Below are 22,737 nucleotides of genomic sequence, written 5' to 3'. Positions count from 1 at the left end.
GAGCTTAGGCGCGATAGTTCGAGGACTATCGTTCCTCACTCCAGCGTGGGGATGCATTTCGTGACGCCCCGCGTCAAAACTTCTCGCCGCGTCGCAAATTTAAAGTGGCGCCAACCCATGCCGCTGCAACGCCCATTCCACGTGTTCTCTGACCAGTTCCGACGGGTAGTCGCGCTTTGCTTGCAGGGCTTCGATCACCGGTATGGTGGAGGGCGCATTGCCCAGGCCAACGGCCAGGTTACGTAGCCAGCGTTCATAGCCGGCGCGGCGCAGGGGCGAGCCTTCGGTGTTGGCGAGAAATGTCTCTTCATCCCATAAAAACAACTCGGCCAGGCCTGCGTTATCCAGATTGTGGCGCGGCTGAAAGTCACGCTGGTCTGTCGGCCGGGCGAAGCGGTTCCATGGGCAGGCAATCTGGCAATCGTCGCAACCGAACACCCGGTTGCCGATCAAGGGGCGCAGCTCTTCAGGAATAGCCGTCTTAAGCTCGATGGTCAGATAGGAAATACAGCGCCGCGCGTCCAGCACGTAAGGCCCTACAAAAGCCGCAGTCGGGCAGATGTCCAGGCAGGCAGTGCAGCGCCCGCAGTGTTCAGTGGCATGAGGTGCATCGACCGGCAGCGGAATATCGACAAACAGCTCGCCAAGAAAAAAGAAGCTGCCCGCCTTGCGGTTCAAGACCAGCGTGTTCTTGCCGATCCAGCCCAGTCCGGCCTGTTGTGCAATAGCTTTTTCAAGCACCGGTGCGCTGTCCACGAATGCGCGGAAACCGAAAGGGCCGATGGCCTGCTGAATGCGCTCGGCCAGTTGCTGCAAGCGTTTGCGAATCAGTTTGTGGTAGTCACGGCCCAGGGCGTAGCGCGAAACGTAGGCTTTTTCCGGCTCAGCAAGGCGCTGGGCCATTTCGCTGTCGCCTGGCAGGTAATCCATGCGTAGCGACACCACGCGCAACGTCCCCGGTACCAACTCATCGGGGTGGGAACGTTTGCTGCCATGGGCTGCCATATAGTCCATTTCGCCGTGATAACCCTCATCGAGCCAGCGCTGCAGGTGCTGCTCGTGCTCTGCCAGGTCGAGGCCGCTGATCCCGACTTCCTGAAAGCCCAGCTCACGCCCCCACGCCTTGATAGACAAGGCGAGTGCGGCAAGATCATCGGAAGTAGGAAGTACAGCAGTAATAGCGGACATGCGCAGAGAGAAACCGGGGCCAAGGTGCGTATAATTCTGCCAGACATCGGAGCCTATAGACGCATGTTCGACACTAAACCTCATTTACCCGACGCGCTGTACAGTGCGGCGCAGGTCCGCGACCTTGATGCCCGGCTGATTGCCGCTGGCACGCCAGGCATGGAATTGATGCAGCGTGCTGCCCATGCGACGTGGCGCGCGCTGCGTCGGCGCTGGCCGCAGGCTAACCAGCTGACCGTTCTGGCCGGATGTGGCAACAATGCCGGTGACGGTTATCTGGTGGCGGCCCTCGCCCACAAGGCGGGCTGGCAGGTCAGCGTGCTGGCTGTCGGTGATCCGGCTGCACTGACCGGTGACGCAGCAGCGGCGTATGCAGCGGCCTCGGCAGTGGGCATCCAGGCGTGGGCAGGGCAGGCGCTCGACGGCGTGGTGCTGGATGCGTTGCTCGGCACCGGGCTCAATGGCGAGGTGCACGAGCCTTACCTGTCGGCTATCAAAGCAATCAATGCCAGCGGTTTGCCAGTTGCGGCGGTGGACATTCCTTCAGGGCTGAGCACTGATAGCGGTCAGGCACTGGGCGTTGCGGTGCGTGCCGATCTTACGGTGACCTTCATCTGCCTGAAAACAGGACTGCTGACCGGTGAGGCGGCAGACCTGGTGGGTGAGCTGGTTTTTGATGACTTGCAGGCCGATCCGGAGCTGGTCGCGCAAACTCCGGTCAGCGCGAAACGTCTTGATACACATAATCTGCCGCAGTTGGCGCCACGGCCGCGCATTGCGCACAAGGGAATGTTCGGGCGCGTGCTGGTCATCGGTGGCGATCACGGTTTTGGTGGTGCTGCCCTGCTTAGCGCGGAAAGCGCCCTGCGCAGTGGCGCAGGCATGCTCACCCTCGCGACGCGCGCCGAACACATTCCGGCAGCGTTGACGCGCATGCCGGAAATCATGAGTGCGGCGATCAGCTCGGCCAATCAGTTGATGGCGCTGATCGAGCCCGCCAGTGTGCTGGTCGTAGGACCGGGTCTGGGGCAGGACGCCTGGGGGCGCAGTCTGTTGTCGGCTGCCGCCAACGCTGAGCGTCCGCAGGTCTGGGACGCCGACGCGCTGAACAGGCTGGCGACAGGGCAGGTAAGCCTGCCTGCCAACAGCGTCATCACGCCGCATCCAGGTGAAGCAGCGCGCCTGCTGGGTGTAGCTATAAAGGACATTCAAGCGGATCGCCTTGGCGCGGTCCGGGCACTGGCCCGTAAATTCAACACCGTTTGCGTCCTCAAAGGCTCCGGCAGCCTGATCGCCGATGCAGGCGGGCAAGTGGCGTTGTGTGATCGCGGCCATCCGGCGATGGCTACCGCAGGTCTGGGCGACGTGCTTGCCGGGCTGATCGGCGCGTTGATGGCGCAGCACCTGACGCCATTCGATGCTGCCTGCCTTGCAGTATGGCTGCACGCCAGTGCCGGTCAGAAACTCGGTGAAACCGGCCGAGGGCTGGCCGCCAGCGATATTATTCCCGCCATTCGTCAGTTATTGGAGGAGCTGCAACCGTGTCTGATTTAAAGCTGCAGGTGGTTGGTGAGGACGCCATGATGCAATTTGGTGCGCGCCTCGCAGGCGTTACCGAGGGCACCGGTGTGATTTTTCTCGACGGCGATCTGGGCGCTGGAAAAACCACTCTCTCACGGGGAATGATTCGCGGGTTCGGGCATCAAGGGGCTGTCAAGAGCCCCACTTTCACGCTGGTCGAGCCTTATGAAATAGGTCAGATCCGGGTCTTCCATTTCGATCTGTACCGGCTGGTCGATCCCGAAGAACTTGAGTTCATGGGTGTGCGTGATTACTTCGACGGCGATGCACTTTGTCTGATTGAATGGCCCCAACGCGGTGCAGGCTTTTTGCCAAAGCCCGACCTGACCATTACCATTGGCGCGCACGGCGAAGGTCGGTCCGTGATATTGAGCCCGCTGGGTTCGCGTGGTGAACGCTGGTGCGCCACTTTGGCTTTGGAATTCAAATAGATATGGGGTTAGGTATGCGCATGCGCGCGCTGGTTACTGTAGTTGGTCTGCTGTTGATGGCCCTGGCTGTCGAGGCGGTTGCCGCTACGCAAGTACGAAGTGTCCGCTTATGGCGAGCGCCGGATAACACGCGCCTGGTGTTCGACCTGACAGGGCCCGTCCAGCACAGCGTATTCACCCTGACCTCGCCGGATCGCCTGGTGATCGACATAAATGGTGCCACCCTCGGCGGTGCGCTGAATGTGCCGACAGCCAATACGCCGATCAGCAGCATGCGTTCTGCCCAGCGTACGCCGACCGACCTGCGGGTGGTCATCGATCTGAAGAAAGCAGTGACGCCCAAGAGCTTCACCCTTGCGCCTAACCAGCAGTATGGCAACCGTCTGGTGGTCGATCTGTTCGACAACGCCGCAGATGCCAATCCGACGACCCCTGTGATCCCGGACACTGCCGCCAATACGGCGCCCGCAGTTCCGGTGAGCCCTGCCAAACCTGAAATCAAGCTGACACCTGTGCCTAACGGTAAGCGCGATATCGTTATCGTGATCGATGCCGGGCACGGCGGTGAAGACCCGGGCGCCTCGGGTGGCGCGGGCCAGAAAGAGAAAAACGTGGTGCTGTCGATTGCCAAGGAATTGCAGCGTCAGGTCAACGCAGAAAAAGGCTACCGCGCCGAACTGACGCGAACCGGCGATTACTTTATCCCGTTGCGCAAACGTACCGAGATTGCTCGCGCCAAGGGTGCCGACCTGTTCGTGTCGATTCACGCCGATGCTGCACCTTCCTCCGCTGCGTTTGGTGCGTCGGTATTCGCCCTGTCTGATCGCGGAGCCACTTCCGAAACCGCGCGCTGGCTGGCGGACAGTGAAAACCGTTCCGACCTGATTGGTGGTGCCGGTGCGGTCAGCCTCGATGACAAGGACCGAATGCTCGCAGGCGTGTTGCTGGACTTGTCGATGACCGCGTCGCTGTCGTCGAGCCTGAATGTCGGCCAGAAAGTATTGAGCAATATTGGCCGAGTGACTTCGCTGCACAAATCCCGTGTCGAGCAGGCAGGCTTCATGGTTCTCAAGTCGCCGGACATTCCATCGATTCTGGTAGAAACCGGGTTCATCTCCAATGCCAACGAAGCTAACAAACTGGGTTCTGCGTCGCACCAGCAGGCTCTGGCGCGCTCGATTACCTCTGGCGTGAAACAGTTCTTCCAGCAGAACCCGCCACAGGGCACTTACATTGCCTGGCTGCGCGACAACGGCAAGCTGACCCAAGGGCCGCGCAATCACGTGGTGCGCTCTGGCGAGACTCTGGCCATGCTCGCAGCGCGTTATGACATGAACATCGCCACGCTGCGCACAGCCAACAACCTGAAAACCGATGAGTTGAAAATCGGTCAGGACCTGCGAATTCCGAGCTCTGAGGTTGCAGCCCAGTAATGACCGATCTTCTTCTCGACGGCGCTGAAGCCACCAGCGCTCAAGCTGTCCTGAGCGCTGCGCGTATCGAACTGCTCAGTCCGCGTCTGGCTAACCAGATCGCTGCTGGCGAGGTGGTCGAGCGTCCGGCTTCGGTGATCAAGGAGCTGCTGGAAAACAGCCTTGACTCAGGCGCTCGGCGCATTGATATCGATGTCGAGCAGGCTGGCATCAAGCTGTTGAAGGTGCGTGATGATGGCGGCGGTATTTCCTCCGATGATCTTCCGCTGGCACTGGCGCGACACGCGACCAGCAAGATTCGCGATCTGGAAGACCTCGAGCGCGTCATGAGCCTCGGGTTTCGTGGCGAGGCATTGGCGTCGATCAGTTCCGTTGCGCGGTTGACGCTGACCTCGCGCACCCGTGACGCCGACCAGGCCTGGCAGGTTGAAACCGAAGGCCGTGACATGGCCCCGCGCGTGCAGCCTGCGGCGCATCCGGTCGGCACTTCGGTGGAAGTGCGTGACCTGTTTTTCAATACACCGGCTCGCCGCAAGTTTCTGAAGGCCGAGAAAACCGAATTCGATCATTTGCAGGAAGTCATCAAGCGCATGGCGCTGGCGCGTTTCGACGTGGCCTTCCATCTGCGCCATAACGGCAAGACTGTGCTCAGCCTGCACGAGGCGCATGACGACACCGCCAGAGCTCGGCGGGTTTCGGCTATCTGCGGGCCGGGCTTTCTCGAGCAGGCGCTGCCTATCGAGATCGAGCGCAATGGCCTGCATCTGTGGGGCTGGGTAGGGCTGCCGACGTTTTCTCGCAGCCAGGCCGATCTGCAATATTTTTTCGTGAATGGCCGCGCAGTGCGCGACAAGCTGGTCGCTCATGCGGTGCGCCAGGCGTATCGCGATGTGCTGTTCAATGGTCGTCATCCGACTTTCGTGCTGTTCTTTGAAGTCGACCCTGCAGCGGTGGACGTCAACGTTCACCCGACCAAACATGAAGTGCGCTTCCGCGACGGGCGCATGGTGCATGACTTCCTTTACGGCACCTTGCACCGCGCTTTGGGCGATGTGCGTCCCGAAAATCAGGTGGGCGGCAGCGTGCCAGTCGCCGCCGAGCCCAAACCGACAGGTCCTGACGCAGGTGAGTTCGGGCCACAGGGCGAAATGCGTCTGGCCAACAACGTGCTTGAACAGCCCCAGGGCGAGGCTTTTGCCCGGCCTGCTGGCGGCGGTTCCGGCAGTGGTTACCAATACCAGTATTCTCCGCGACCTGCGTCAGCGCTGCCGGTCGCTGAAGCGCAGAGCGCCTACCGCGAGTTTTTTGCGCCCTTGCCCAGCGCCGCCCCTTCGGCATTGCCGGAGTCGCCGAGCGATATCCCTCCGCTGGGTTACGCATTGGCGCAGCTCAAAGGCATCTACATTCTTGCTGAAAATGCCCACGGGTTGGTGCTGGTAGACATGCATGCTGCCCATGAGCGGATCATGTACGAGCGTTTGAAAATCGCGATGGCCAACGAAGGACTCAGCGGCCAACCACTGTTGGTGCCTGAGTCGCTCGCTGTCAGCCAGCGTGAAGCGGACTGCGCCGAAGAGCACATCGCGACGTTCCAGCGACTGGGTTTCGAGCTTCAGCGGCTTGGTCCGGAAACCCTGGCCATCCGCCAGATTCCCGCGTTGCTCAAGCAGGCCGAGGCCAATCGGCTGGTCAGCGATGTGCTGGCCGATCTGATGGAGTACGGCACCAGCGACCGGGTGCAGGCACACATGAACGAGCTGCTTGGCACAATGGCCTGTCACGGGGCGATTCGCGCCAACCGGCGTCTGGCCATCCCTGAAATGAACGGCCTGCTGCGCGACATGGAGAACACCGAGCGTAGCGGACAGTGCAACCACGGTCGTCCCACCTGGACCCAGATGGGCCTGAGTGATCTGGATAAATTATTCCTGCGCGGTCAATGAATGAACGCTTTACCTCCGGCCATCTTTCTCATGGGGCCAACCGCTGCAGGCAAGACCGATCTGGCAATCGAACTCAGCAAAGTGCTGCCCTGCGAGCTGATCAGCGTCGATTCTGCACTGGTCTATCGCGGCATGGACATCGGCACCGCCAAGCCATCCAAAGCGCAATTGGCCGAGTTTCCGCATCGCCTTATCGATATTCTCGACCCGGCACAAAGCTACTCTGCAGCTGACTTTCGCAGCGATGCGCTGGCGGCGATGGCAGAAATTACCGCACGCGGAAATATTCCTTTGCTGGTCGGCGGCACTATGTTGTATTTCAAGGCTCTATTGGACGGGCTGGCAGATATGCCGGCCGCCGATGCAGAGGTTCGTGCGCAGCTTGAAGCCGATGCACAGGCCTTTGGATGGCAGTCGTTGCATGATCAACTGGCGGCAGTCGACCCCGTGTCGGCGGCGCGTATTCACCCTAACGATCCGCAACGGCTGATCAGGGCGCTGGAGGTTTATCGCGTCAGCGGAATGAGCATGACCGCACACCGCGAGCAACAAACTGCGCAAAGTACCGAAGCAGCCGCATCAGGGCGTCAGCAATTGCCCTATACTGTCGCAAACCTTGCAATAGCTCCGGCTGATCGCAAGGTGCTGCACCATCGCATCGCGCTACGTTTTGAGCAAATGCTGGATCAGGGGTTTCTGGACGAAGTACTGGCATTGCGCTCGAGAGGCGACCTGCATTCAGGGTTGCCTTCCATAAGAGCAGTGGGTTATCGCCAGGTCTGGGATCATCTGGACGGAAAGCTGACGCGGGATGAAATGCAGGAGCGGGGCATCATTGCAACGCGCCAGCTGGCCAAACGGCAATTTACCTGGCTTCGCAGCTGGGAGAATCTGCACTGGCTGGACAGTCTGGCCAGCGACAATCTGCCACGCGCCTTGAAATACCTGGGATCGGTCTCCATATTGAGCTGAGTCCCTGCAATAGCCGTCTATCCTTGGGGGGTGGCCGGTCAAGCCAATCGAATTCGATTTATTATTATTGATCCTTAAAGGAGTGCGGCACATGTCAAAAGGGCATTCGCTACAAGACCCTTACCTGAATACCTTGCGTAAAGAGAAGGTCGGGGTATCGATCTATCTGGTCAACGGTATCAAGCTGCAGGGTACGATCGAGTCTTTCGACCAGTTCGTCATTTTGCTGAAGAACACGGTCAGCCAGATGGTCTACAAACACGCTATTTCCACCGTCGTACCGGTTCGCCCGATCCGCCTGCCCAGCGCTACTGATGCTGACGGCGCGGACGCCGAGCCAGGTAACGCCTGATAGGAGTCTGCCTTGTTCTTTGAGCGCCACAGTGGTGGTGAGCGGGCCATTCTCGTTCACCTGGATGGTCAGGACCCTGAGGCGCGCGAAGATCCGCAGGAGTTTCAGGAGCTGGCCATATCGGCTGGTGCTGATACCGTTGCGTTTATCAACGTGCCGCGTCATCGGCCATCGGCCAAATACCTGATTGGCTCTGGCAAGGTCGAGGAGCTTCGCGACCAGGTCAAAGCCGAGCAGGCTGATCTTGTGATATTCAATCACACCCTCACGCCCAGTCAGGAACGTAACCTCGAGCGCGTTTTCGAGTGTCGCGTGCTTGATCGTACGGGGCTGATCCTCGATATCTTCGCGCAGCGGGCGCGTACTCACGAAGGCAAGCTGCAGGTCGAACTGGCCCAGCTTGAGCATATGAGTACCCGTCTGGTACGCGGCTGGACTCACCTTGAGCGGCAAAAGGGCGGTATCGGCCTGCGTGGTCCGGGTGAAACTCAGCTCGAGACCGACCGACGTCTTCTGCGGGTTCGCCTGCGGCAGATCAAAGGCCGTCTTGAGAAGGTTCGCAGTCAGCGGGATCAGGCGCGTCGCGGACGTCGGCGTGCGGATATTCCGTCGGTTTCACTGGTGGGTTATACCAACGCCGGCAAATCGACCCTTTTCAACTCGGTGACCGATTCGGATGTGTTTGCGGCCGATCAGTTGTTCGCCACGCTCGATCCTACCCTGCGTCGTCTGCAGCTCGATGACCTTGGCCCGATCGTTCTGGCTGACACCGTAGGCTTCATTCGCCATCTGCCTCACAAGTTGGTAGAAGCCTTTCGCGCGACCCTTGAAGAGTCGAGCAATTCCGATTTGCTCCTGCATGTCATCGACTCGCACGAGCCTGATCGCATGTCGCAGATCGAGCAGGTTATGGCCGTGCTCGGTGAGATCGGTGCCGAGGGCTTGCCGATCCTCGAGGTCTATAACAAACTCGATCTGCTCGAAGGCGTGGAGCCTCAGATACAACGCGATGCCGATGGCAAGCCGCAGCGTGTCTGGGTGTCGGCGCGTGATGGTCGCGGGCTGGATCTGCTCAAACAGGCTATCGCCGAATTGCTTGGCAACGACCTGTTTGTCGGTACGCTTCACTTGCCGCAAAGCCTTGCCCGGCTGCGCGCCCAGTTCTTCGAGCTGGGTGCGGTGCAGAGCGAGTCGCATGACGAAGACGGTGCCAGCTTGCTGGCGGTGCGAATACCGCGCGTTGAACTCAATCGACTGGTGAGTCGCGAAGGATTGCAGCCGCTGGAGTTCATCGAGCAACACACTTTGCAATAAAAGCACGAAAAAGCCGTTGTACGGCTTTCGCGGGCATTCTGTAGCATTGGTCGGCGCGCCGCGGGCGCGTCTTTGCTTTATCAGATGGAGAGCGCTATGGCTTGGAATGAGCCGGGTGGCAACTCGAATAATCAAGATCCCTGGGGCGGCAAACGCCGTGGCGGCGACCGCAAGGGACCACCTGATCTCGACGAGGCCTTCCGTAAGCTGCAGGAAAGCCTGAAGGGGTTGTTCGGCGGCGGTAACAAACGCGGCAGTGATGGCGGCAGCGGCAATGGCGGCGGTTCTGGCAAGGGCGGTGGCTTTGGCCTGCTCGGCATCGGCCTGGTCGTGCTTGTCGCTTTCTGGCTGTACAGCGCTATCTATGTTGTCGATGAGCAGGAGCAGGCCGTCGTGCTGCGTTTCGGTCAATACCACGAAACCGTGGGGCCGGGCCTCAACATCTACTTCCCGCCGTTCGATCGCAAGTACATGGAAAACGTGACTCGCGAGCGCGCCTACAGCAAACAGGGCCAGATGCTCACCGAAGACGAGAACATCGTCGAGGTGCCACTGACCGTGCAGTACAAGATCAGCAACCTGAAGGACTTCGTCCTGAACGTCGATCAGCCTGAAATCAGCCTGCAACACGCGACTGAAAGCGCGCTGCGCCATGTCGTGGGCTCCACGGCGATGGACCAGGTACTGACTGAAGGCCGTGAGCTGATGGCCAGTGAAATCAAGGAGCGTCTGCAACGCTTCCTCGATACCTACGGCACCGGCATCACCGTTACTCAGGTGAACGTGCAAAGCGCTGCCGCACCACGCGAAGTACAGGAAGCGTTTGATGACGTGATCCGCGCCCGTGAAGACGAGCAGCGTTCACGCAACCAGGCTGAAAGCTACGCCAACGGGGTTATCCCGGAAGCTCGCGGTCAGGCTCAGCGCATTCTCGAAGATGCCAACGGCTACCGTGACGAAGTGGTTTCGCGGGCCAAAGGTGAGGCTGATCGCTTTACCAAGCTGGTTGCCGAATACCGCAAGGCTCCTGAAGTAACCCGCCAGCGTCTGTACCTGGACACCATGCAGGAAGTCTTCAGCAACACCAGCAAGGTTCTCGTGACCGGTGACAAGGGGCAGAATAATCTGCTTTACCTCCCGCTCGACAAGATGATCGAAAGCAGTCGCAGCAGTACTGCCCATGGCTCCGGTTCGGGTACGCCATCTCAGGCCAATACCGATGCTGCCGCTGCCGCCGCCCGGGCGACCGAGGCTCAGCAGCGCGGTGAAGTACGTACAAGGGAGACTCGCTGATGAGCAATAAATCGCTGATCACCCTTATTGTCGGTGTGGTACTGGCAGTCATCGCCTGGAACAGCTTCTACATAGTGTCCCAGACTGAACGTGCGGTTTTGCTGCAGTTCGGCAAGGTGGTCCAGGCTGACGTTCAGCCGGGCCTGCATGTGAAGGTTCCTTACGTGAACCAGGTGCGCAAGTTCGACGGACGTCTTCTAACGCTCGATGCGCCTACCCAGCGTTTTCTGACGCTGGAAAAGAAAGCCGTAATGGTCGATGCCTACGCCAAATGGCGCGTGAAGGATGCGGAACGTTTCTACACCGCGACTTCCGGCCTCAAGCAGATTGCTGATGAACGCCTGTCGCGTCGTCTGGAGTCCGGCCTGCGCGACCAGTTCGGCAAGCGCACCCTGCACGAAGTCGTGTCGGGCGAGCGAGACGCACTGATGGCGGATATCACCGGTTCGCTGAACCGCATGGCTGAAAAAGAGCTGGGTATCGAAGTGCTCGATGTTCGGGTCAAGGCCATTGACCTGCCCAAGGAAGTGAATCGCAGCGTTTTCGAGCGGATGAGTACCGAGCGTGAACGTGAAGCGCGCGAGCACCGTGCCAAGGGTAACGAGCTGGGTGAAGGCATCCGTGCCGACGCCGATCGCCAGCGCCGTGTGTTGCTGGCAGAAGCCTATCGCGAGTCTGAAGAGGCGCGTGGTGATGGTGATGCCCAGGCTGCTGCGATCTACTCCAAGGCCTACGGTCAGGATCAGGAGTTCTACGCGTTTTACCGTAGCCTGCGCGCCTACCGCGAAAGCTTTGCGAACAAGAGTGACGTGATGGTGCTTGATCCAAACAGCGAATTCTTTCGCTACATGGAAAAAGCCAAGCCGTAATCAATCACCCGCCGGGCGGCAAAACCGCCTGGTGGGGTGAACGTACGGTGAAACGTGTGTATCATGCGGCAGCCGGGAAATTCCCGGCTTTTTTGCGTCTGCACGATTGATTGGCCGCATCTGATTCAGAAAGCGGCAAAGTTTTTCGAGGAGAGTGGTCTGCGTGGCCTGTCCCGGGCATTTGTCGTGCCCGTCATACGGCGCGCCACTCTCTGCTTCACTCAAGGCCAGCCTGTAGGCTGGCCGCCTGGATCACAGGGGAAAGGCGTAATGGCAACGGTTGACCGCTGGCTGCTACCAGATGGCATCGAAGAAGTACTGCCACCGGAAGCGGCACGTATTGAAGTAGCGCGCCGTCAGGTGTTGGATCTGTTTCAGAGCTGGGGCTATGAGTTCGTCGTCACCCCGCATATCGAGTATCTGGAGTCGCTGCTGACCGGCGCGGGTTCGGATCTGGATTTGCGCACCTTCAAGGTCATCGATCCGCAGTCGGGCCGGCAGATGGGCTTTCGTGCCGACATCACGCCGCAGGTTGCACGCATCGATGCGCACACCCTGAAGCGTGAAGGCCCTAGCCGTCTATGCTACGCAGGCAGCGTTCTGCATGCTCAGCCACGGGCATTGTCCTCCTCTCGCAGTCCGATACAGCTCGGCGCCGAGCTGTATGGCGACGCAAGCCCGAGCAGCGACGTCGAGGTCATCAGTCTGATGCTGGCCATGCTGCAGCTGGCCGATGTGCCGGATGTGCACATGGACCTCGGGCATGTCGGTATCTATCGTGGTCTGGCGCGTGCGGCCGGTCTTTCAGGTGAGGTCGAGCAGCAGTTGTTCGATGCGCTGCAACGCAAGGCCATCGACGAAGTGGTTGCACTGACCGCTGATCTGCCGCAAGAGCTGGCTTCGATGCTGCGTGCGCTGGTTGATCTGTGCGGTGGTCGTGAGGTGCTTGATGCAGCTCGGGATCGACTGTCGGCGGCCCCTGCACCTGTGTTGGCAGCGCTTGATGACCTGCTGGCTATCGCCGATCGCCTGGCTGTGCGCTTCCCGCAGTTGCCTTTGTATTTCGATCTCGGCGAACTGCGCGGCTACCACTACCATACCGGTGTGGTCTTTGCGGTGTTCGTACCGGGCGTGGGCCAGTCGATTGCCCAGGGCGGTCGTTACGATGATATCGGCGCCGACTTCGGTCGTGCCCGCCCGGCGACCGGCTTTTCCACTGACCTGAAAACCCTGGTAACTCTGGGGCAGGCAGAAATCGTTTTACCGTCCGGTGGCATATGGATGCCGGACAGCACGGACGCGGCACTCTGGCAGCAGGTATGCCAGTTGCGCAATGAAGGTCAGCGTGTGGTTCAGGCATTGCCTGGGCAGCAGGTGAGTGCGGCGCGCGAAGCCGACTGTGACCGGCAATTGATTCAGCATGGCGAGCACTGGCAGGTAATGCCGCTGGCTTCTTGAGTATTCCTGCCGGCCGCCGCCGGCACCAAGTTTGCGTGAATGAGGACAAGTGTTATGGGTAAGAATGTCGTAGTCCTGGGCACTCAATGGGGTGATGAGGGCAAAGGCAAGATCGTTGATCTGCTGACCGAACATGCTACCGCCGTAGTGCGTTATCAGGGTGGCCACAATGCTGGCCACACCCTGGTGATCGACGGTGAGAAGACCGTATTGCACCTGATCCCGTCCGGTGTGCTGCGCGAAGGCGTGCAGTGCCTGATCGGCAATGGTGTGGTGGTCGCCCCCGACGCGCTCCTGCGCGAAATCATCAAGCTGGAAGAGAAAGGCATTCCGGTGCGCGAGCGCCTGCGCATCAGCCCGTCCTGCCCGCTGATCCTGTCGTATCACGTTGCATTGGATCAGGCGCGCGAAAAAGCCCGCGGCGAATTCAAGATCGGCACCACCGGTCGTGGTATCGGCCCGGCTTACGAAGACAAGGTGGCGCGTCGCGGACTGCGCATCGGCGACCTGTTCCACCGCGAGCGCTTCGCCGCCAAGCTGGGCGAGCTGCTCGACTATCACAACTTTGTGCTGGTCAATTACTACAAAGAGCCTGCCATCGACTTCCAGAAAACACTCGACGAGTGCATGGAATACGCTGACCTGCTCAAGCCGCTGATGCTCGACGTCACTGCTGCGCTGCATGAGATGCGTCGCGATGGCAAGGACATCATGTTCGAAGGTGCCCAGGGCTCGCTGCTGGACATCGACCACGGCACCTATCCGTACGTCACCAGCTCCAACACCACTGCTGGCGGCATCGCCACCGGTTCGGGTTTCGGTCCGATGTATCTGGATTACATTCTGGGTATCACCAAGGCTTACACCACGCGTGTGGGTTCTGGGCCGTTTCCGACCGAGCTGTTCGACGACGTTGGTGCGTTTCTGGCCAAGCGTGGCCACGAGTTCGGCGCCACCACCGGTCGCGCACGTCGTTGTGGCTGGTTCGATGCCGTCATCCTGCGTCGTGCCATCGAAATCAACAGCATTTCTGGCCTGTGCCTGACCAAGCTGGACGTGCTCGACGGTCTGGAAACCATCAACATCTGCATCGGTTACGAGAACGAAGACGGTGCCGTCATTGATGCTCCGACTGATGCTGACAGCTATCTGGGCCTTCGTCCGGTGTATGAGCAAATGCCAGGCTGGAGCGAGTCGACGCTGGGTGCCAAGACTCTGGAAGAGCTGCCTGCCGCTGCCCGCGCTTACATCAAGCGGGTCGAAGAGCTTGTGGGGGCGCCTATCGATATCATTTCGACCGGCCCTGACCGCAACGAAACCATCGTGCTGCGTCATCCATTCGGCTGATTCATCGCTTGGTTATACAGAAAGGGCCGCATTTGCGGCCCTTTCTGCTTTCGAAGTCTGGCGTATCAAATGCGCCAGAAAGTGAGACTTGTGTCACGGCACGGCGCTTGCTACAAAGGTGACAGAAAAGTGCCATCATTTTAATGGCGCTCAGGGTGGAAGGATTCTCCTGTGTCTGCGATCTTATCTCTATTGCAAAGTCGTCTGCTGCGCCCGGTCTTCATTGCGTTGGGCATTGCCCTTCTGGTGCAAGTCATCGTGGCGGTTGCGCTTACCCGGAGCACGGTCACAGCCCTTGAGGCGGATCTCGCCAATCGCCTCGGGGTAGATTCGCAACATCTTTCCTCCGAGCTGGAACTGGCGAGTAGCGAAGTGACGTCGAGTCTCGATGCGCTTTCGGCCAGCACGCGTCAACGCCTGAGTGTCGGTCTGTCGACGCGTTTGAAAGACGAGCAGACGCAACTGCGCGCCACGCTGGAAAAAGACCTCAAAGACTCGGCCACCGATATGGCCGAATTGCTGGCTGCCGTCGCTCCGCGAGCCATGTGGGACAACGACACACCGACACTTTCCGAGTTTGCCCGACGGGCGCAGCGCAATCCCAATGTGCTGTTCGTCGTCTATGACGATGCAGCAGGAGAGCACCTTACTCGCTACATGAACCGGGATAACGCGCTGGTCAGAGCGTTGCTGGCCAAGGGCGAGGGCGAACGGGCGATGGATAAAGTCCTGAGTGCCGCAAAAAACGATCCATCCGTGTACTACGTCGAAGCCTCCATCAGCCCTAATGGTGTCGAGATTGGCAAGGTGCGCATGGGCGTTTCCACGGCAACGGTCGAGGAAAATCTTGCGGCACTGGACAAGCGTTTTGCAGCGCTGATCACCAGCGGCGAACAATTGGTCTCCGACAGCCTTGCCAGTGCGTCAAAAGACAGCTCGACGGCTCTGCGTGGGCGCTTGCAAGCGGCTCAGATCGCAGCAACGGCAATGACCGGCAACACGCGTGTCACTGTTCAGGAAGCGGCCGAAACGCTGCGCTGGCGGATCGGCATGGGCCTGGCGTTGGTGGGCCTTGGCGTGCTGCTGTTGCTGGCTGTCGTGCTGGGGCGTCGAGTGGTCAGCAAGCTGCACCTGTTGATCGCGGCACTCAACGATCTGGCGGCGGGAGAGGGTGACTTGACCAGGCGCGTCAAGCTGGACAGCAATGACGAGATTGGCGACATGTCGGCAGCGGTCAATCGCTTCATCGACAAGTTGCAGCCCATCGTGCGTGAGGCGGGTGAGGTTGCACAGTTGACCGGGATCGAGATCGGCGCAATGAGCCAGCGCAATGCCGGTGCCGATGCGGCGGCCGAGTTGCAGCGTGATGAGGTGGCGGCCAGTCTTAAAGCGCTGGAGCAGATGGCCGACGAGGCGCAGTCGGAAAGTCACGCAATGCAGGCCGCCCTGCGTCAGGTGATCGATATCAAGCAGGCGACTGATGAAAACACCCGTACTTCCAGTCAGGTCGGCGGGCTGATCGAAGCGCTGGCCGGTCAGGTCGAGACCGGTGCGCAGGTCATCGAGCGCCTGGCGCAGCAAAGCCAGCAGATCGAGGTTGTGCTGGAAGTCATCCACGGTATTGCCGAACAAACCAACTTGCTTGCGCTCAACGCCGCCATCGAAGCGGCGCGTGCAGGCGAAACGGGCAGGGGCTTTGCCGTAGTCGCCGACGAAGTTCGAGCGCTGGCCAGCAAGACGCAGAGTTCGACGGGGGATATTCAGGAACACATCATCGCCTTGCAGCGTGGCGCAAAAGAGGCTGTAGCCGCCATCGGTGTCGCTGGTCGACAGGCCAAGGAAGGGCTTGAAGTGTTGCGCGACAGTGCCAAGCGTCAGCAGACGGTTCAGGCTTCTGTCGAGCAGGTGCATGCAGCCATTGGCCTGGCAACTCAGGCAGCGGTTCATCAGGCGCAGGGTGCGCAGGCTGTTCGCGGTCGGGTAGAGGTGATTCACGCTCAGGCCGAGCGAGCTGCCAAAGCGGTGGTGGAAACGACCGCCAGTGGCAAAGTACTCAGCGGGCTGGCTGCACAGCTGAAAGCCAGCCTGGGGCAGTTCAGGGCTTGAATGCGCGGGGGCGGCGCTGCAGTTGCAGTGCCGGGTACAGGCCGGACTGTTTTTGGTAAGTCCAGAAAGCAAAAAACCGAGCCATTGGCTCGGTTTTTTTGAATTGGTGCCCAGAAGAAGACTCGAACTTCCACGACCTTGCGGTCACCAGCACCTGAAGCTGGCGTGTCTACCAATTTCACCATCTGGGCAGTATCAATGACGTGTACGCCGTTGATGGGGCGCACTATACGGCCATCGTTTTGCTCTGTAAACCCCTGTTTTGATTAATCAAAGGCGGAAAATGCAAAAACCCGCTTTCGCGGGTTTTTGTGAGGCTTGAGACTGTTGTAGTCTGTTGCCTGAATTGGTGCCCAGAAGAAGACTCGAACTTCCACGACCTTGCGGTCACCAGCACCTGAAGCTGGCGTGTCTACCAATTTCACCATCTGGGCATTATCGGAAGGCATAGGCCTATCGATGGCGCGCACTATACGGAGCGTCTTTTGGGCTGTAAACCCCGGCAGTGAAAAAAAGTCCAAAAAAATCACAGGCGGCGTGTTTCGGGCGTCTCAGTGTGGTCGAGCCTATGATTTACAGGCCGGTTTGAGCGTGAAATTTCCCGTTTCATGAGGTCTATGCCAAACTAACCCCTATATATACAAGGTGAAAACTATCTAATGGCCGATTGGCAGTCCCTCGATCCCGAGGCCGCTCGTGAAGCGGAAAAATACGAAAACCCCATTCCCAGCCGCGAGCTGATCTTGCAGCACCTTGCCGAGCGCGGTTCGCCGGCAAGTCGCGAGCAACTGGTCGAAGAATTCGGCCTGACCACCGAGGATCAATTCGAGGCCCTGCGCCGTCGCCTTCGTGCGATGGAGCGCGACGCCCAATTGATCTACACCCGTCGTGGCACCTATGCACCGGTAGACAAGCTTGACCTGATCCTGGGTCGCATCTCCGGCCATCGCGACGGTTTCGGTTTTCTGGTTCCCGACGACGGCTCCGACGACCTGTTCATGAGCCCGGCGCAGATGCGTCTGGTGTTCGACGGTGACCGGGCGCTGGCTCGGGTCTCCGGCCTGGACCGTCGTGGCCGTCGCGAGGGTGTGATCGTCGAGGTGATCTCGCGTGCTCACGAAACCATAGTGGGTCGCTATTTCGAAGAAAGCGGCATTGGTTTTGTGGTGCCCGACAACCCGAAGATCCAGCAGGAAGTGCTGGTCACGCCGGGTCGCAACAACAGCGCCAAAATCGGCCAGTTCGTCGAGGTGAAGATCACTCACTGGCCAACCCCGCGCTTCCAGCCGCAAGGTGATGTGGTCGAAGTGGTCGGTAACTACATGGCTCCGGGCATGGAGATCGATGTTGCGCTGCGTACTTACGATATTCCGCACGTATGGCCCGAAGCCGTCCTCAAGGAGGCTGCCAAGCTCAAGCCGGAAGTCGAAGAGAAGGACAAGGAGCATCGCGTCGATCTGCGTCACTTGCCTTTCGTTACCATCGATGGTGAAGATGCACGCGACTTCGACGATGCGGTTTATTGCGAAGCCAAGCCGGGCAAACTGCGTTTGTTCTCCGGTGGCTGGAAGCTCTACGTGGCAATTGCCGACGTATCGAGCTACGTAAAAATCGGTTCGGCGCTGGACGCCGAGTCTCAGGTACGCGGCAACTCGGTGTATTTCCCCGAGCGTGTCGTGCCTATGCTGCCTGAGCAATTGTCCAACGGCCTGTGCTCGCTGAACCCGCACGTTGATCGTCTGGCCATGGTCTGTGAGATGACTATCTCCAAGACCGGCGAAATGACTGACTACGTGTTCTACGAAGGCATCATCCATTCCCATGCCCGTCTGACCTATAACAAGGTCAGCACGATTCTGGAGCAGCCTAAAACCGCCGAGGCGAAGAGCCTGCGCGGCGAATATGGCGACGTGGTGCCGCACCTCAAGCAGCTTTACGCCATGTACAAGGTGTTGCTTGGCGCGCGTCATGTGCGGGGTGCGATCGATTTCGAAACTCAGGAAACCCGGATCATCTTCGGCTCCGAGCGCAAGATCGCCGAAATTCGTCCGACTACCCGCAACGACGCTCACAAGCTGATCGAGGAGTGCATGCTGGCCGCCAACGTGGCCACCGCGCAGTTCCTTAAAAAGCACGAAATTCCTGCGTTGTACCGTGTCCACGATGGTCCGCCACCAGAGCGTCTGGAAAAACTGCGTGCGTTCCTTGGCGAGTTGGGTCTGACCCTGCACAAAGGCAAGGAAGGCCCGACGCCGAAGGACTATCAGGCACTGCTTGAGACCGTTCGTGATCGTCCGGACTATCACCTGATCCAGACCGTGATGCTGCGTTCGTTGAGTCAGGCGGTGTACAGCTCGGACAACAATGGCCACTTCGGCCTGAATTACGAGGCGTACACGCACTTCACGTCGCCGATCCGTCGCTATCCCGATCTGTTGACGCACCGCGCGATCCGCAGCATTATCCGCTCCAAGCAGGATACCCCGCACGTTCGTCGCGCAGGCGCTGCAACGATTCCGAAAGCGCGTATCTATCCGTACGACGACGCATTGCTCGATCAGTTGGGCGAGCAGTGTTCGATGAGCGAGCGCCGCGCTGATGAGGCCACGCGTGACGTGGTCAATTGGCTCAAGTGCGAGTATATGAAGGATCGCGTCGGCGAGTCGTTCCCCGGTGTGATCACGGCGGTAACCGGTTTTGGCCTGTTCGTCGAGCTGACCGATATCTATGTCGAGGGTCTGGTCCACGTCACCGCACTGCCGGGCGACTACTACCATTTCGACCCGCTGCATCACCGCCTTGCCGGTGAGCGTACCGGGCGTAATTTCCGCCTTGGCGATACTGTCGAAGTGCGCGTCATGCGTGTCGATCTGGATGAGCGCAAGATCGATTTCGAGATTTCCGCAACGGCAGCCGCCGCTACACCTGTCGGTCGCAAGCGTCGCGGTCATGACACTGCGCCACCTGCAGCCGCTGCGGCTGAGAAGGACAAGGCGCCTGCCACCAAGTCAGGTCGCCGTACCTCTTCGGCCAAAGAGACCAGTTCCGAAGCGTATCGCCCGGGCGATGCGGCGGCTAAAAACGCAGAAGTGCGTAAAAGCCGCGAACTGAAGAAAGCACTTCTGGCAGACGCGAAGGGTGGTAGCAAGGCGTCGTCGGGAAAGTCTGACAGGTCGGGCTCTGCTCCTTCGTCGAGCAAGCCGGCCAGCAAGCACCGCAAAGGCTCGTCGAAGACGGGCTCCGCGCCGGCTGCAAAAAACAGTGGCGCTCGTAAACCCAAGGCCAAGTCATGAGTCAGCTGGAAAAAATCTACGGCGTACACGCCGTAGAAGCTTTGCTTCGTCATCACCCCAAGCGCGTCAAGCACATCTGGCTGGCAGAGGGTCGTAATGACCCTCGTGTTCAGACGCTGGTTGCGCTGGCGAGCGAAAATCGCGTGACTATCGGTCAGGCCGAGCGTCGCGAAATGGACGCCTGGGTTGAAGGTGTGCATCAGGGCGTGGTTGCCGACGTCAGCCCTAGCCAGGTCTGGGGCGAGGCAATGCTCGATGAGCTGCTTGATCGCAGCGAGGGGCCGCCGTTGCTGCTGGTGCTTGATGGTGTGACTGATCCGCATAACCTGGGCGCTTGCCTGCGTACCGCCGATGCGGCCGGTGCGCTGGCTGTTATCGTGCCCAAGGACAAGTCTGCAACCTTGACGCCTGCTGTGCGAAAAGTCGCCTGCGGCGCTGCGGAAGTGATTCCTCTGGTGGCCGTGACCAACCTTGCGCGCACGCTGGAAAAACTCCAGCAGCGCGGTTTGTGGGTTGTCGGTACGGCGGGCGAGGCCGAGGTCGAGCTGTATCAGCAGGACCTGACCGGGCCGACCATCATCATCATGGGGGCCGAAGGCAAGGGCATGCGTCGCCTGACCCGCGAGCACTGTGATTATCTGGTGCGTCTGCCGATGGCGGGCAGTGTCAGCAGCCTGAACGTGTCGGTTGCGACCGGCGTGTGTCTTTTTGAAGCGCTGCGCCAGCGCAGTGTAAAGGCTGCCGGCAAGAAATCCTGACCCCTTGCCGGTCGTCCAGTGAGCAGGTCGCGTTTCGCTATCTGCTCACTGGCTTACCAATTGCCTTGCACCTCCCTCGACCCTTCTCTACAATTGCGCCCCTTGCTGTCACGGCAGGCGCTCATGTGCCTGTCCCTGAGCAAGACCAACAGTGTCATTCACTCCTTGTCTGACCGCTATTTGAGCGGCAGGCTACAACCCGTAAGGAGCATTCATGCGTCATTACGAAATTATCTTTTTGGTCCACCCGGATCAAAGCGAGCAAGTCGGCGGCATGGTAGAGCGTTACACCAAGCTGATCGAAGAAGACGGCGGCAAAATCCACCGTCTGGAAGATTGGGGCCGTCGTCAACTGGCTTACGCAATCAACAATGTTCACAAGGCTCACTACGTGATGCTGAACGTTGAATGCACTGGCAAGGCTCTGGCCGAGCTGGAAGACAACTTCCGTTACAACGATGCTGTGATCCGTAACCTGGTCATCCGTCGCGACGAAGCCGTAACTGGCCAGTCCGAGATGCTCAAGGCTGAAGAGAACCGCAGTGAGCGCCGTGAGCGTCGTGACCGTCCTGAGCACTCCGACAGCGCCGATGGCGATGACGGCGACAACAGCGACGTTAGCGATAACGCTGACGAGTAATCCACGGACCTTTTGAGGAGCCAATTACATGGCACGTTTCTTCCGTCGTCGTAAATTCTGCCGCTTCACCGCTGAAGACGTCAAAGAGATCGATTACAAAGATCTCAACACTCTGAAAGCCTACGTATCCGAGACCGGCAAAATCGTTCCAAGCCGTATCACTGGTACCAAAGCACGTTATCAGCGTCAGCTGGCCACCGCTATCAAGCGTGCCCGCTTCCTGGCCCTGCTGGCCTACACCGACAGCCACGGCCGCTGAGACCAGGTAGTCGACAAAACGTAACAAAGGATAGAAAGCATGCGTGCCCTGGCTGAATTCATCATGCGCGGCCGTATGCAGGCCACTCTCGTAGTGGCTGGATGTGCGGCGTTGCCGCTGTTGTTCTGGTTGAGTGCTGCCGCAGGTTGCCTTGTGCTCCTGCGACGCGGGTTCAGTGATGCCGTTGGTGTCCTGTCCTGGGCTCTGCTGCCGGCCTTGGTCTGGTGGTATTTCGGTGAACCTCGTACAGCCATGGTGCTGCTGGGTTCGCTGAGTTTGGCAATGGTTTTGCGTGCCAGCGAGTCCTGGGTCCGCGTGCTGCTGGTCAGCGTGGCGTTGGGTGTGGTGTACGCAGTGGTTCTGGGCACGGTTTTTCGCGAACCTCTGGAAGCAATGTCGCAGGAGTTGCAGAAACATCTGCCGACAATGCTGGCCGGGCTCTACGAGCAGTTGAACGTAGAAGAGCGAGCGCGTCTGGGGTCACTGATTGCTCCCGTCCTGAATGGCCTGATAGCGGCTGTGTTGCAAATCGTCAGTGTGCTGTGCCTGATGCTGGGCCGGTACTGGCAAGCGATGTTGTACAACCCTGGTGGTTTCGGGCGTGAATTTCGCGCCGTGAAACTTCCACTGGTGCCTGCGTTGGCGCTGTTGGTGTGCATGCTGGTTGGGCCGAATTTCGGGCCTCAGGTAGCCATGATCACACCGCTGTGCAGCGTACCGCTGGCATTTGCCGGGCTGGCCCTGATTCACGGACTGGTTGCTGAAAAGCGCCTTTCGCGGTTCTGGCTGGTAGGGATGTACATCACGCTGCTGGTGTTCATGCAACTGATCTATCCGTTGCTCGTGGTAATTGCCATTGTCGACAGCCTGATTGATTTTCGCGGTCGCCGGGGTTCGAAAGACTCCGGCAATGGTCCTGCGAACGGTGAAGGTTAAAAGTTAAGAGGATTTCCACATGCAACTGATCCTTCTGGAAAAAGTCGCCAACCTGGGCAACCTGGGCGACAAAGTAAACGTTAAGGCCGGTTACGGTCGTAACTACCTGCTGCCTTACGGCAAAGCAACCGCTGCAACCGCTGCCAACGTGGCTGCGTTTGAAGAGCGTCGTGCCGAGCTGGAAAAACTGGCTGCAGACAAGAAAGCATCTGCCGAAACTCGCGCTGCCCAACTGGCTGAGCTGGAAGTGACTATCACTGCCACCGCTGGTGACGAAGGCAAGCTGTTCGGTTCGATCGGTACTCACGACATCGCTGATGCACTGACCGCCTCTGGCGTTGAAGTTGCAAAAAGCGAAGTTCGTCTGCCGAACGGCACTATCCGCAACGTTGGCGAATTCGACGTAGCCGTGCATCTGCACAGCGACGTAGAAGCGACCGTACGCGTTGTCGTAGTGGCTGCTTAAGCAACACTGAATCGTCTGGCGGCATTGTCGTGAGAGGATTAACATCGGGCACGATCCTGTTTACAGGTCGTGCCCTTTGTCTTTGTGCCATCCCCATT

The 22,737-nt window shown here is 59.3% G+C and carries 19 protein-coding genes and 2 tRNA genes; 18 read left to right on the top strand and 3 right to left on the bottom strand.

The window, feature by feature from the left end:
- Positions 1 to 99: 99 nt before the first annotated feature.
- Entirely contained in the window at positions 100 to 1,188 is a 1,089-nt protein-coding gene (gene queG / locus I9H09_RS21470; RefSeq protein ID WP_024670387.1) for a tRNA epoxyqueuosine(34) reductase QueG, read from the bottom strand.
- A gap of 63 nt (positions 1,189 to 1,251) precedes the next feature.
- Between queG and I9H09_RS21465 the strand changes: the two genes are divergently transcribed.
- The 12 genes from I9H09_RS21465 (at position 1,252) to I9H09_RS21410 (ending at position 16,287) form a co-directional block, all read left to right on the top strand.
- Complete coding sequence (locus tag I9H09_RS21465; RefSeq protein WP_236502250.1) at positions 1,252 to 2,742, top strand: NAD(P)H-hydrate dehydratase; 1,491 nt, start codon at positions 1,252 to 1,254, stop codon at positions 2,740 to 2,742.
- 29 nt (positions 2,743 to 2,771) lie between these two features.
- Positions 2,772 to 3,200, top strand: coding sequence for a tRNA (adenosine(37)-N6)-threonylcarbamoyltransferase complex ATPase subunit type 1 TsaE (gene tsaE / locus I9H09_RS21460; RefSeq protein ID WP_268948599.1), 429 nt, complete (start codon positions 2,772 to 2,774; stop codon positions 3,198 to 3,200).
- A 2-nt stretch (positions 3,201 to 3,202) separates the two neighbouring features.
- Positions 3,203 to 4,633, top strand: coding sequence for an N-acetylmuramoyl-L-alanine amidase (locus I9H09_RS21455; protein WP_202981880.1), 1,431 nt, complete (start codon positions 3,203 to 3,205; stop codon positions 4,631 to 4,633).
- Positions 4,633 to 6,576 carry a DNA mismatch repair endonuclease MutL gene (mutL, locus tag I9H09_RS21450; protein WP_005888511.1) on the top strand — a complete coding sequence of 648 codons (1,944 nt, stop codon included), beginning with the start codon at positions 4,633 to 4,635 and terminating at the stop codon, positions 6,574 to 6,576. Before I9H09_RS21455 ends, mutL begins: the two co-directional genes overlap by 1 nt.
- Positions 6,577 to 7,548, top strand: a complete 972-nt coding sequence (gene miaA, locus I9H09_RS21445) for a tRNA (adenosine(37)-N6)-dimethylallyltransferase MiaA (RefSeq protein WP_024670383.1) — start codon at positions 6,577 to 6,579, stop codon at positions 7,546 to 7,548.
- Between the two features lie 91 nt (positions 7,549 to 7,639).
- Positions 7,640 to 7,900, top strand: coding sequence for an RNA chaperone Hfq (hfq, locus tag I9H09_RS21440; protein ID WP_002551819.1), 261 nt, complete (start codon positions 7,640 to 7,642; stop codon positions 7,898 to 7,900).
- 12 nt (positions 7,901 to 7,912) lie between these two features.
- Positions 7,913 to 9,214 carry a ribosome rescue GTPase HflX gene (hflX, locus tag I9H09_RS21435; protein WP_024690930.1) on the top strand — a complete coding sequence of 434 codons (1,302 nt, stop codon included), beginning with the start codon at positions 7,913 to 7,915 and terminating at the stop codon, positions 9,212 to 9,214.
- Positions 9,215 to 9,310: 96 nt separating this feature from the next.
- Positions 9,311 to 10,507: an FtsH protease activity modulator HflK gene (hflK, locus tag I9H09_RS21430; RefSeq protein WP_005888514.1), complete on the top strand. Its 1,197-nt coding sequence runs from the start codon at positions 9,311 to 9,313 to the stop codon at positions 10,505 to 10,507.
- On the top strand, positions 10,507 to 11,376 hold the full coding sequence (gene hflC / locus I9H09_RS21425; protein WP_005888516.1) for a protease modulator HflC: 870 nt from the start codon (positions 10,507 to 10,509) through the stop codon (positions 11,374 to 11,376). Before hflK ends, hflC begins: the two co-directional genes overlap by 1 nt.
- Positions 11,377 to 11,646: 270 nt before the next feature.
- Complete coding sequence (locus I9H09_RS21420; RefSeq protein ID WP_005888519.1) at positions 11,647 to 12,834, top strand: ATP phosphoribosyltransferase regulatory subunit; 1,188 nt, start codon at positions 11,647 to 11,649, stop codon at positions 12,832 to 12,834.
- Positions 12,835 to 12,888: 54 nt separating this feature from the next.
- Complete coding sequence (locus tag I9H09_RS21415; protein WP_024670382.1) at positions 12,889 to 14,181, top strand: adenylosuccinate synthase; 1,293 nt, start codon at positions 12,889 to 12,891, stop codon at positions 14,179 to 14,181.
- Between the two features lie 171 nt (positions 14,182 to 14,352).
- Positions 14,353 to 16,287: a methyl-accepting chemotaxis protein gene (locus I9H09_RS21410; RefSeq protein WP_122347936.1), complete on the top strand. Its 1,935-nt coding sequence runs from the start codon at positions 14,353 to 14,355 to the stop codon at positions 16,285 to 16,287.
- Positions 16,288 to 16,391: 104 nt separating this feature from the next.
- On the opposite strand, the gene I9H09_RS21405 is transcribed toward I9H09_RS21410, so the two are convergent.
- Both I9H09_RS21405 and I9H09_RS21400 read right to left on the bottom strand, forming a co-directional pair.
- Positions 16,392 to 16,478: transfer RNA gene (locus tag I9H09_RS21405), tRNA-Leu, on the bottom strand.
- A 156-nt stretch (positions 16,479 to 16,634) separates the two neighbouring features.
- Positions 16,635 to 16,721 (bottom strand) — tRNA-Leu (locus tag I9H09_RS21400).
- A 225-nt stretch (positions 16,722 to 16,946) separates the two neighbouring features.
- Here I9H09_RS21400 and rnr point away from each other — a divergent pair.
- From rnr to rplI, 6 genes are all read left to right on the top strand, one after another.
- Entirely contained in the window at positions 16,947 to 19,580 is a 2,634-nt protein-coding gene (gene rnr, locus I9H09_RS21395) for a ribonuclease R (RefSeq protein WP_236502503.1), read from the top strand.
- The gene (rlmB, locus tag I9H09_RS21390; RefSeq protein WP_024646411.1) at positions 19,577 to 20,338 is read left to right on the top strand and encodes a 23S rRNA (guanosine(2251)-2'-O)-methyltransferase RlmB; all 762 of its coding nucleotides are present in this window, start codon (positions 19,577 to 19,579) and stop codon (positions 20,336 to 20,338) included. Before rnr ends, rlmB begins: the two co-directional genes overlap by 4 nt.
- Before the next feature lie 214 nt (positions 20,339 to 20,552).
- Positions 20,553 to 20,978, top strand: a complete 426-nt coding sequence (gene rpsF, locus I9H09_RS21385; RefSeq protein WP_002551828.1) for a 30S ribosomal protein S6 — start codon at positions 20,553 to 20,555, stop codon at positions 20,976 to 20,978.
- 28 nt (positions 20,979 to 21,006) lie between these two features.
- Positions 21,007 to 21,237, top strand: a complete 231-nt coding sequence (gene rpsR, locus I9H09_RS21380) for a 30S ribosomal protein S18 (RefSeq protein WP_002551829.1) — start codon at positions 21,007 to 21,009, stop codon at positions 21,235 to 21,237.
- A gap of 39 nt (positions 21,238 to 21,276) precedes the next feature.
- Positions 21,277 to 22,173 carry a YybS family protein gene (locus tag I9H09_RS21375; RefSeq protein ID WP_005888529.1) on the top strand — a complete coding sequence of 299 codons (897 nt, stop codon included), beginning with the start codon at positions 21,277 to 21,279 and terminating at the stop codon, positions 22,171 to 22,173.
- Between the two features lie 19 nt (positions 22,174 to 22,192).
- Positions 22,193 to 22,639 carry a 50S ribosomal protein L9 gene (gene rplI, locus I9H09_RS21370; protein ID WP_003317208.1) on the top strand — a complete coding sequence of 149 codons (447 nt, stop codon included), beginning with the start codon at positions 22,193 to 22,195 and terminating at the stop codon, positions 22,637 to 22,639.
- Positions 22,640 to 22,737: the final 98 nt, after the last annotated feature.

Origin of the sequence: Pseudomonas tremae (genome assembly GCF_023278125.1) — a bacterium.
In the GTDB taxonomy this organism is placed as follows: Bacteria; Pseudomonadota; Gammaproteobacteria; order Pseudomonadales; family Pseudomonadaceae; genus Aquipseudomonas; species Aquipseudomonas tremae.
This window is presented reverse-complemented; position numbering and strand designations above follow the sequence as displayed.

Excerpts from the sequence above, each read along its gene's own strand:
- queG (WP_024670387.1), bottom strand. The coding sequence starts at position 1,188 with ATGTCCGCTATTACTGCTGTACTTCCTACTTCCGATGATCTTGCCGCA.
- I9H09_RS21465 (WP_236502250.1), top strand. The coding sequence starts at position 1,252 with ATGTTCGACACTAAACCTCATTTACCCGACGCGCTGTACAGTGCGGCG.
- tsaE (WP_268948599.1), top strand. The coding sequence starts at position 2,772 with ATGCAATTTGGTGCGCGCCTCGCAGGCGTTACCGAGGGCACCGGTGTG.
- I9H09_RS21455 (WP_202981880.1), top strand. The coding sequence starts at position 3,203 with ATGGGGTTAGGTATGCGCATGCGCGCGCTGGTTACTGTAGTTGGTCTG.
- mutL (WP_005888511.1), top strand. The coding sequence starts at position 4,633 with ATGACCGATCTTCTTCTCGACGGCGCTGAAGCCACCAGCGCTCAAGCT.
- miaA (WP_024670383.1), top strand. The coding sequence starts at position 6,577 with ATGAACGCTTTACCTCCGGCCATCTTTCTCATGGGGCCAACCGCTGCA.
- hfq (WP_002551819.1), top strand. The coding sequence starts at position 7,640 with ATGTCAAAAGGGCATTCGCTACAAGACCCTTACCTGAATACCTTGCGT.
- hflK (WP_005888514.1), top strand. The coding sequence starts at position 9,311 with ATGGCTTGGAATGAGCCGGGTGGCAACTCGAATAATCAAGATCCCTGG.
- hflC (WP_005888516.1), top strand. The coding sequence starts at position 10,507 with ATGAGCAATAAATCGCTGATCACCCTTATTGTCGGTGTGGTACTGGCA.
- I9H09_RS21420 (WP_005888519.1), top strand. The coding sequence starts at position 11,647 with ATGGCAACGGTTGACCGCTGGCTGCTACCAGATGGCATCGAAGAAGTA.
- I9H09_RS21415 (WP_024670382.1), top strand. The coding sequence starts at position 12,889 with ATGGGTAAGAATGTCGTAGTCCTGGGCACTCAATGGGGTGATGAGGGC.
- rnr (WP_236502503.1), top strand. The coding sequence starts at position 16,947 with ATGGCCGATTGGCAGTCCCTCGATCCCGAGGCCGCTCGTGAAGCGGAA.
- rlmB (WP_024646411.1), top strand. The coding sequence starts at position 19,577 with ATGAGTCAGCTGGAAAAAATCTACGGCGTACACGCCGTAGAAGCTTTG.
- rpsF (WP_002551828.1), top strand. The coding sequence starts at position 20,553 with ATGCGTCATTACGAAATTATCTTTTTGGTCCACCCGGATCAAAGCGAG.
- rpsR (WP_002551829.1), top strand. The coding sequence starts at position 21,007 with ATGGCACGTTTCTTCCGTCGTCGTAAATTCTGCCGCTTCACCGCTGAA.
- I9H09_RS21375 (WP_005888529.1), top strand. The coding sequence starts at position 21,277 with ATGCGTGCCCTGGCTGAATTCATCATGCGCGGCCGTATGCAGGCCACT.
- rplI (WP_003317208.1), top strand. The coding sequence starts at position 22,193 with ATGCAACTGATCCTTCTGGAAAAAGTCGCCAACCTGGGCAACCTGGGC.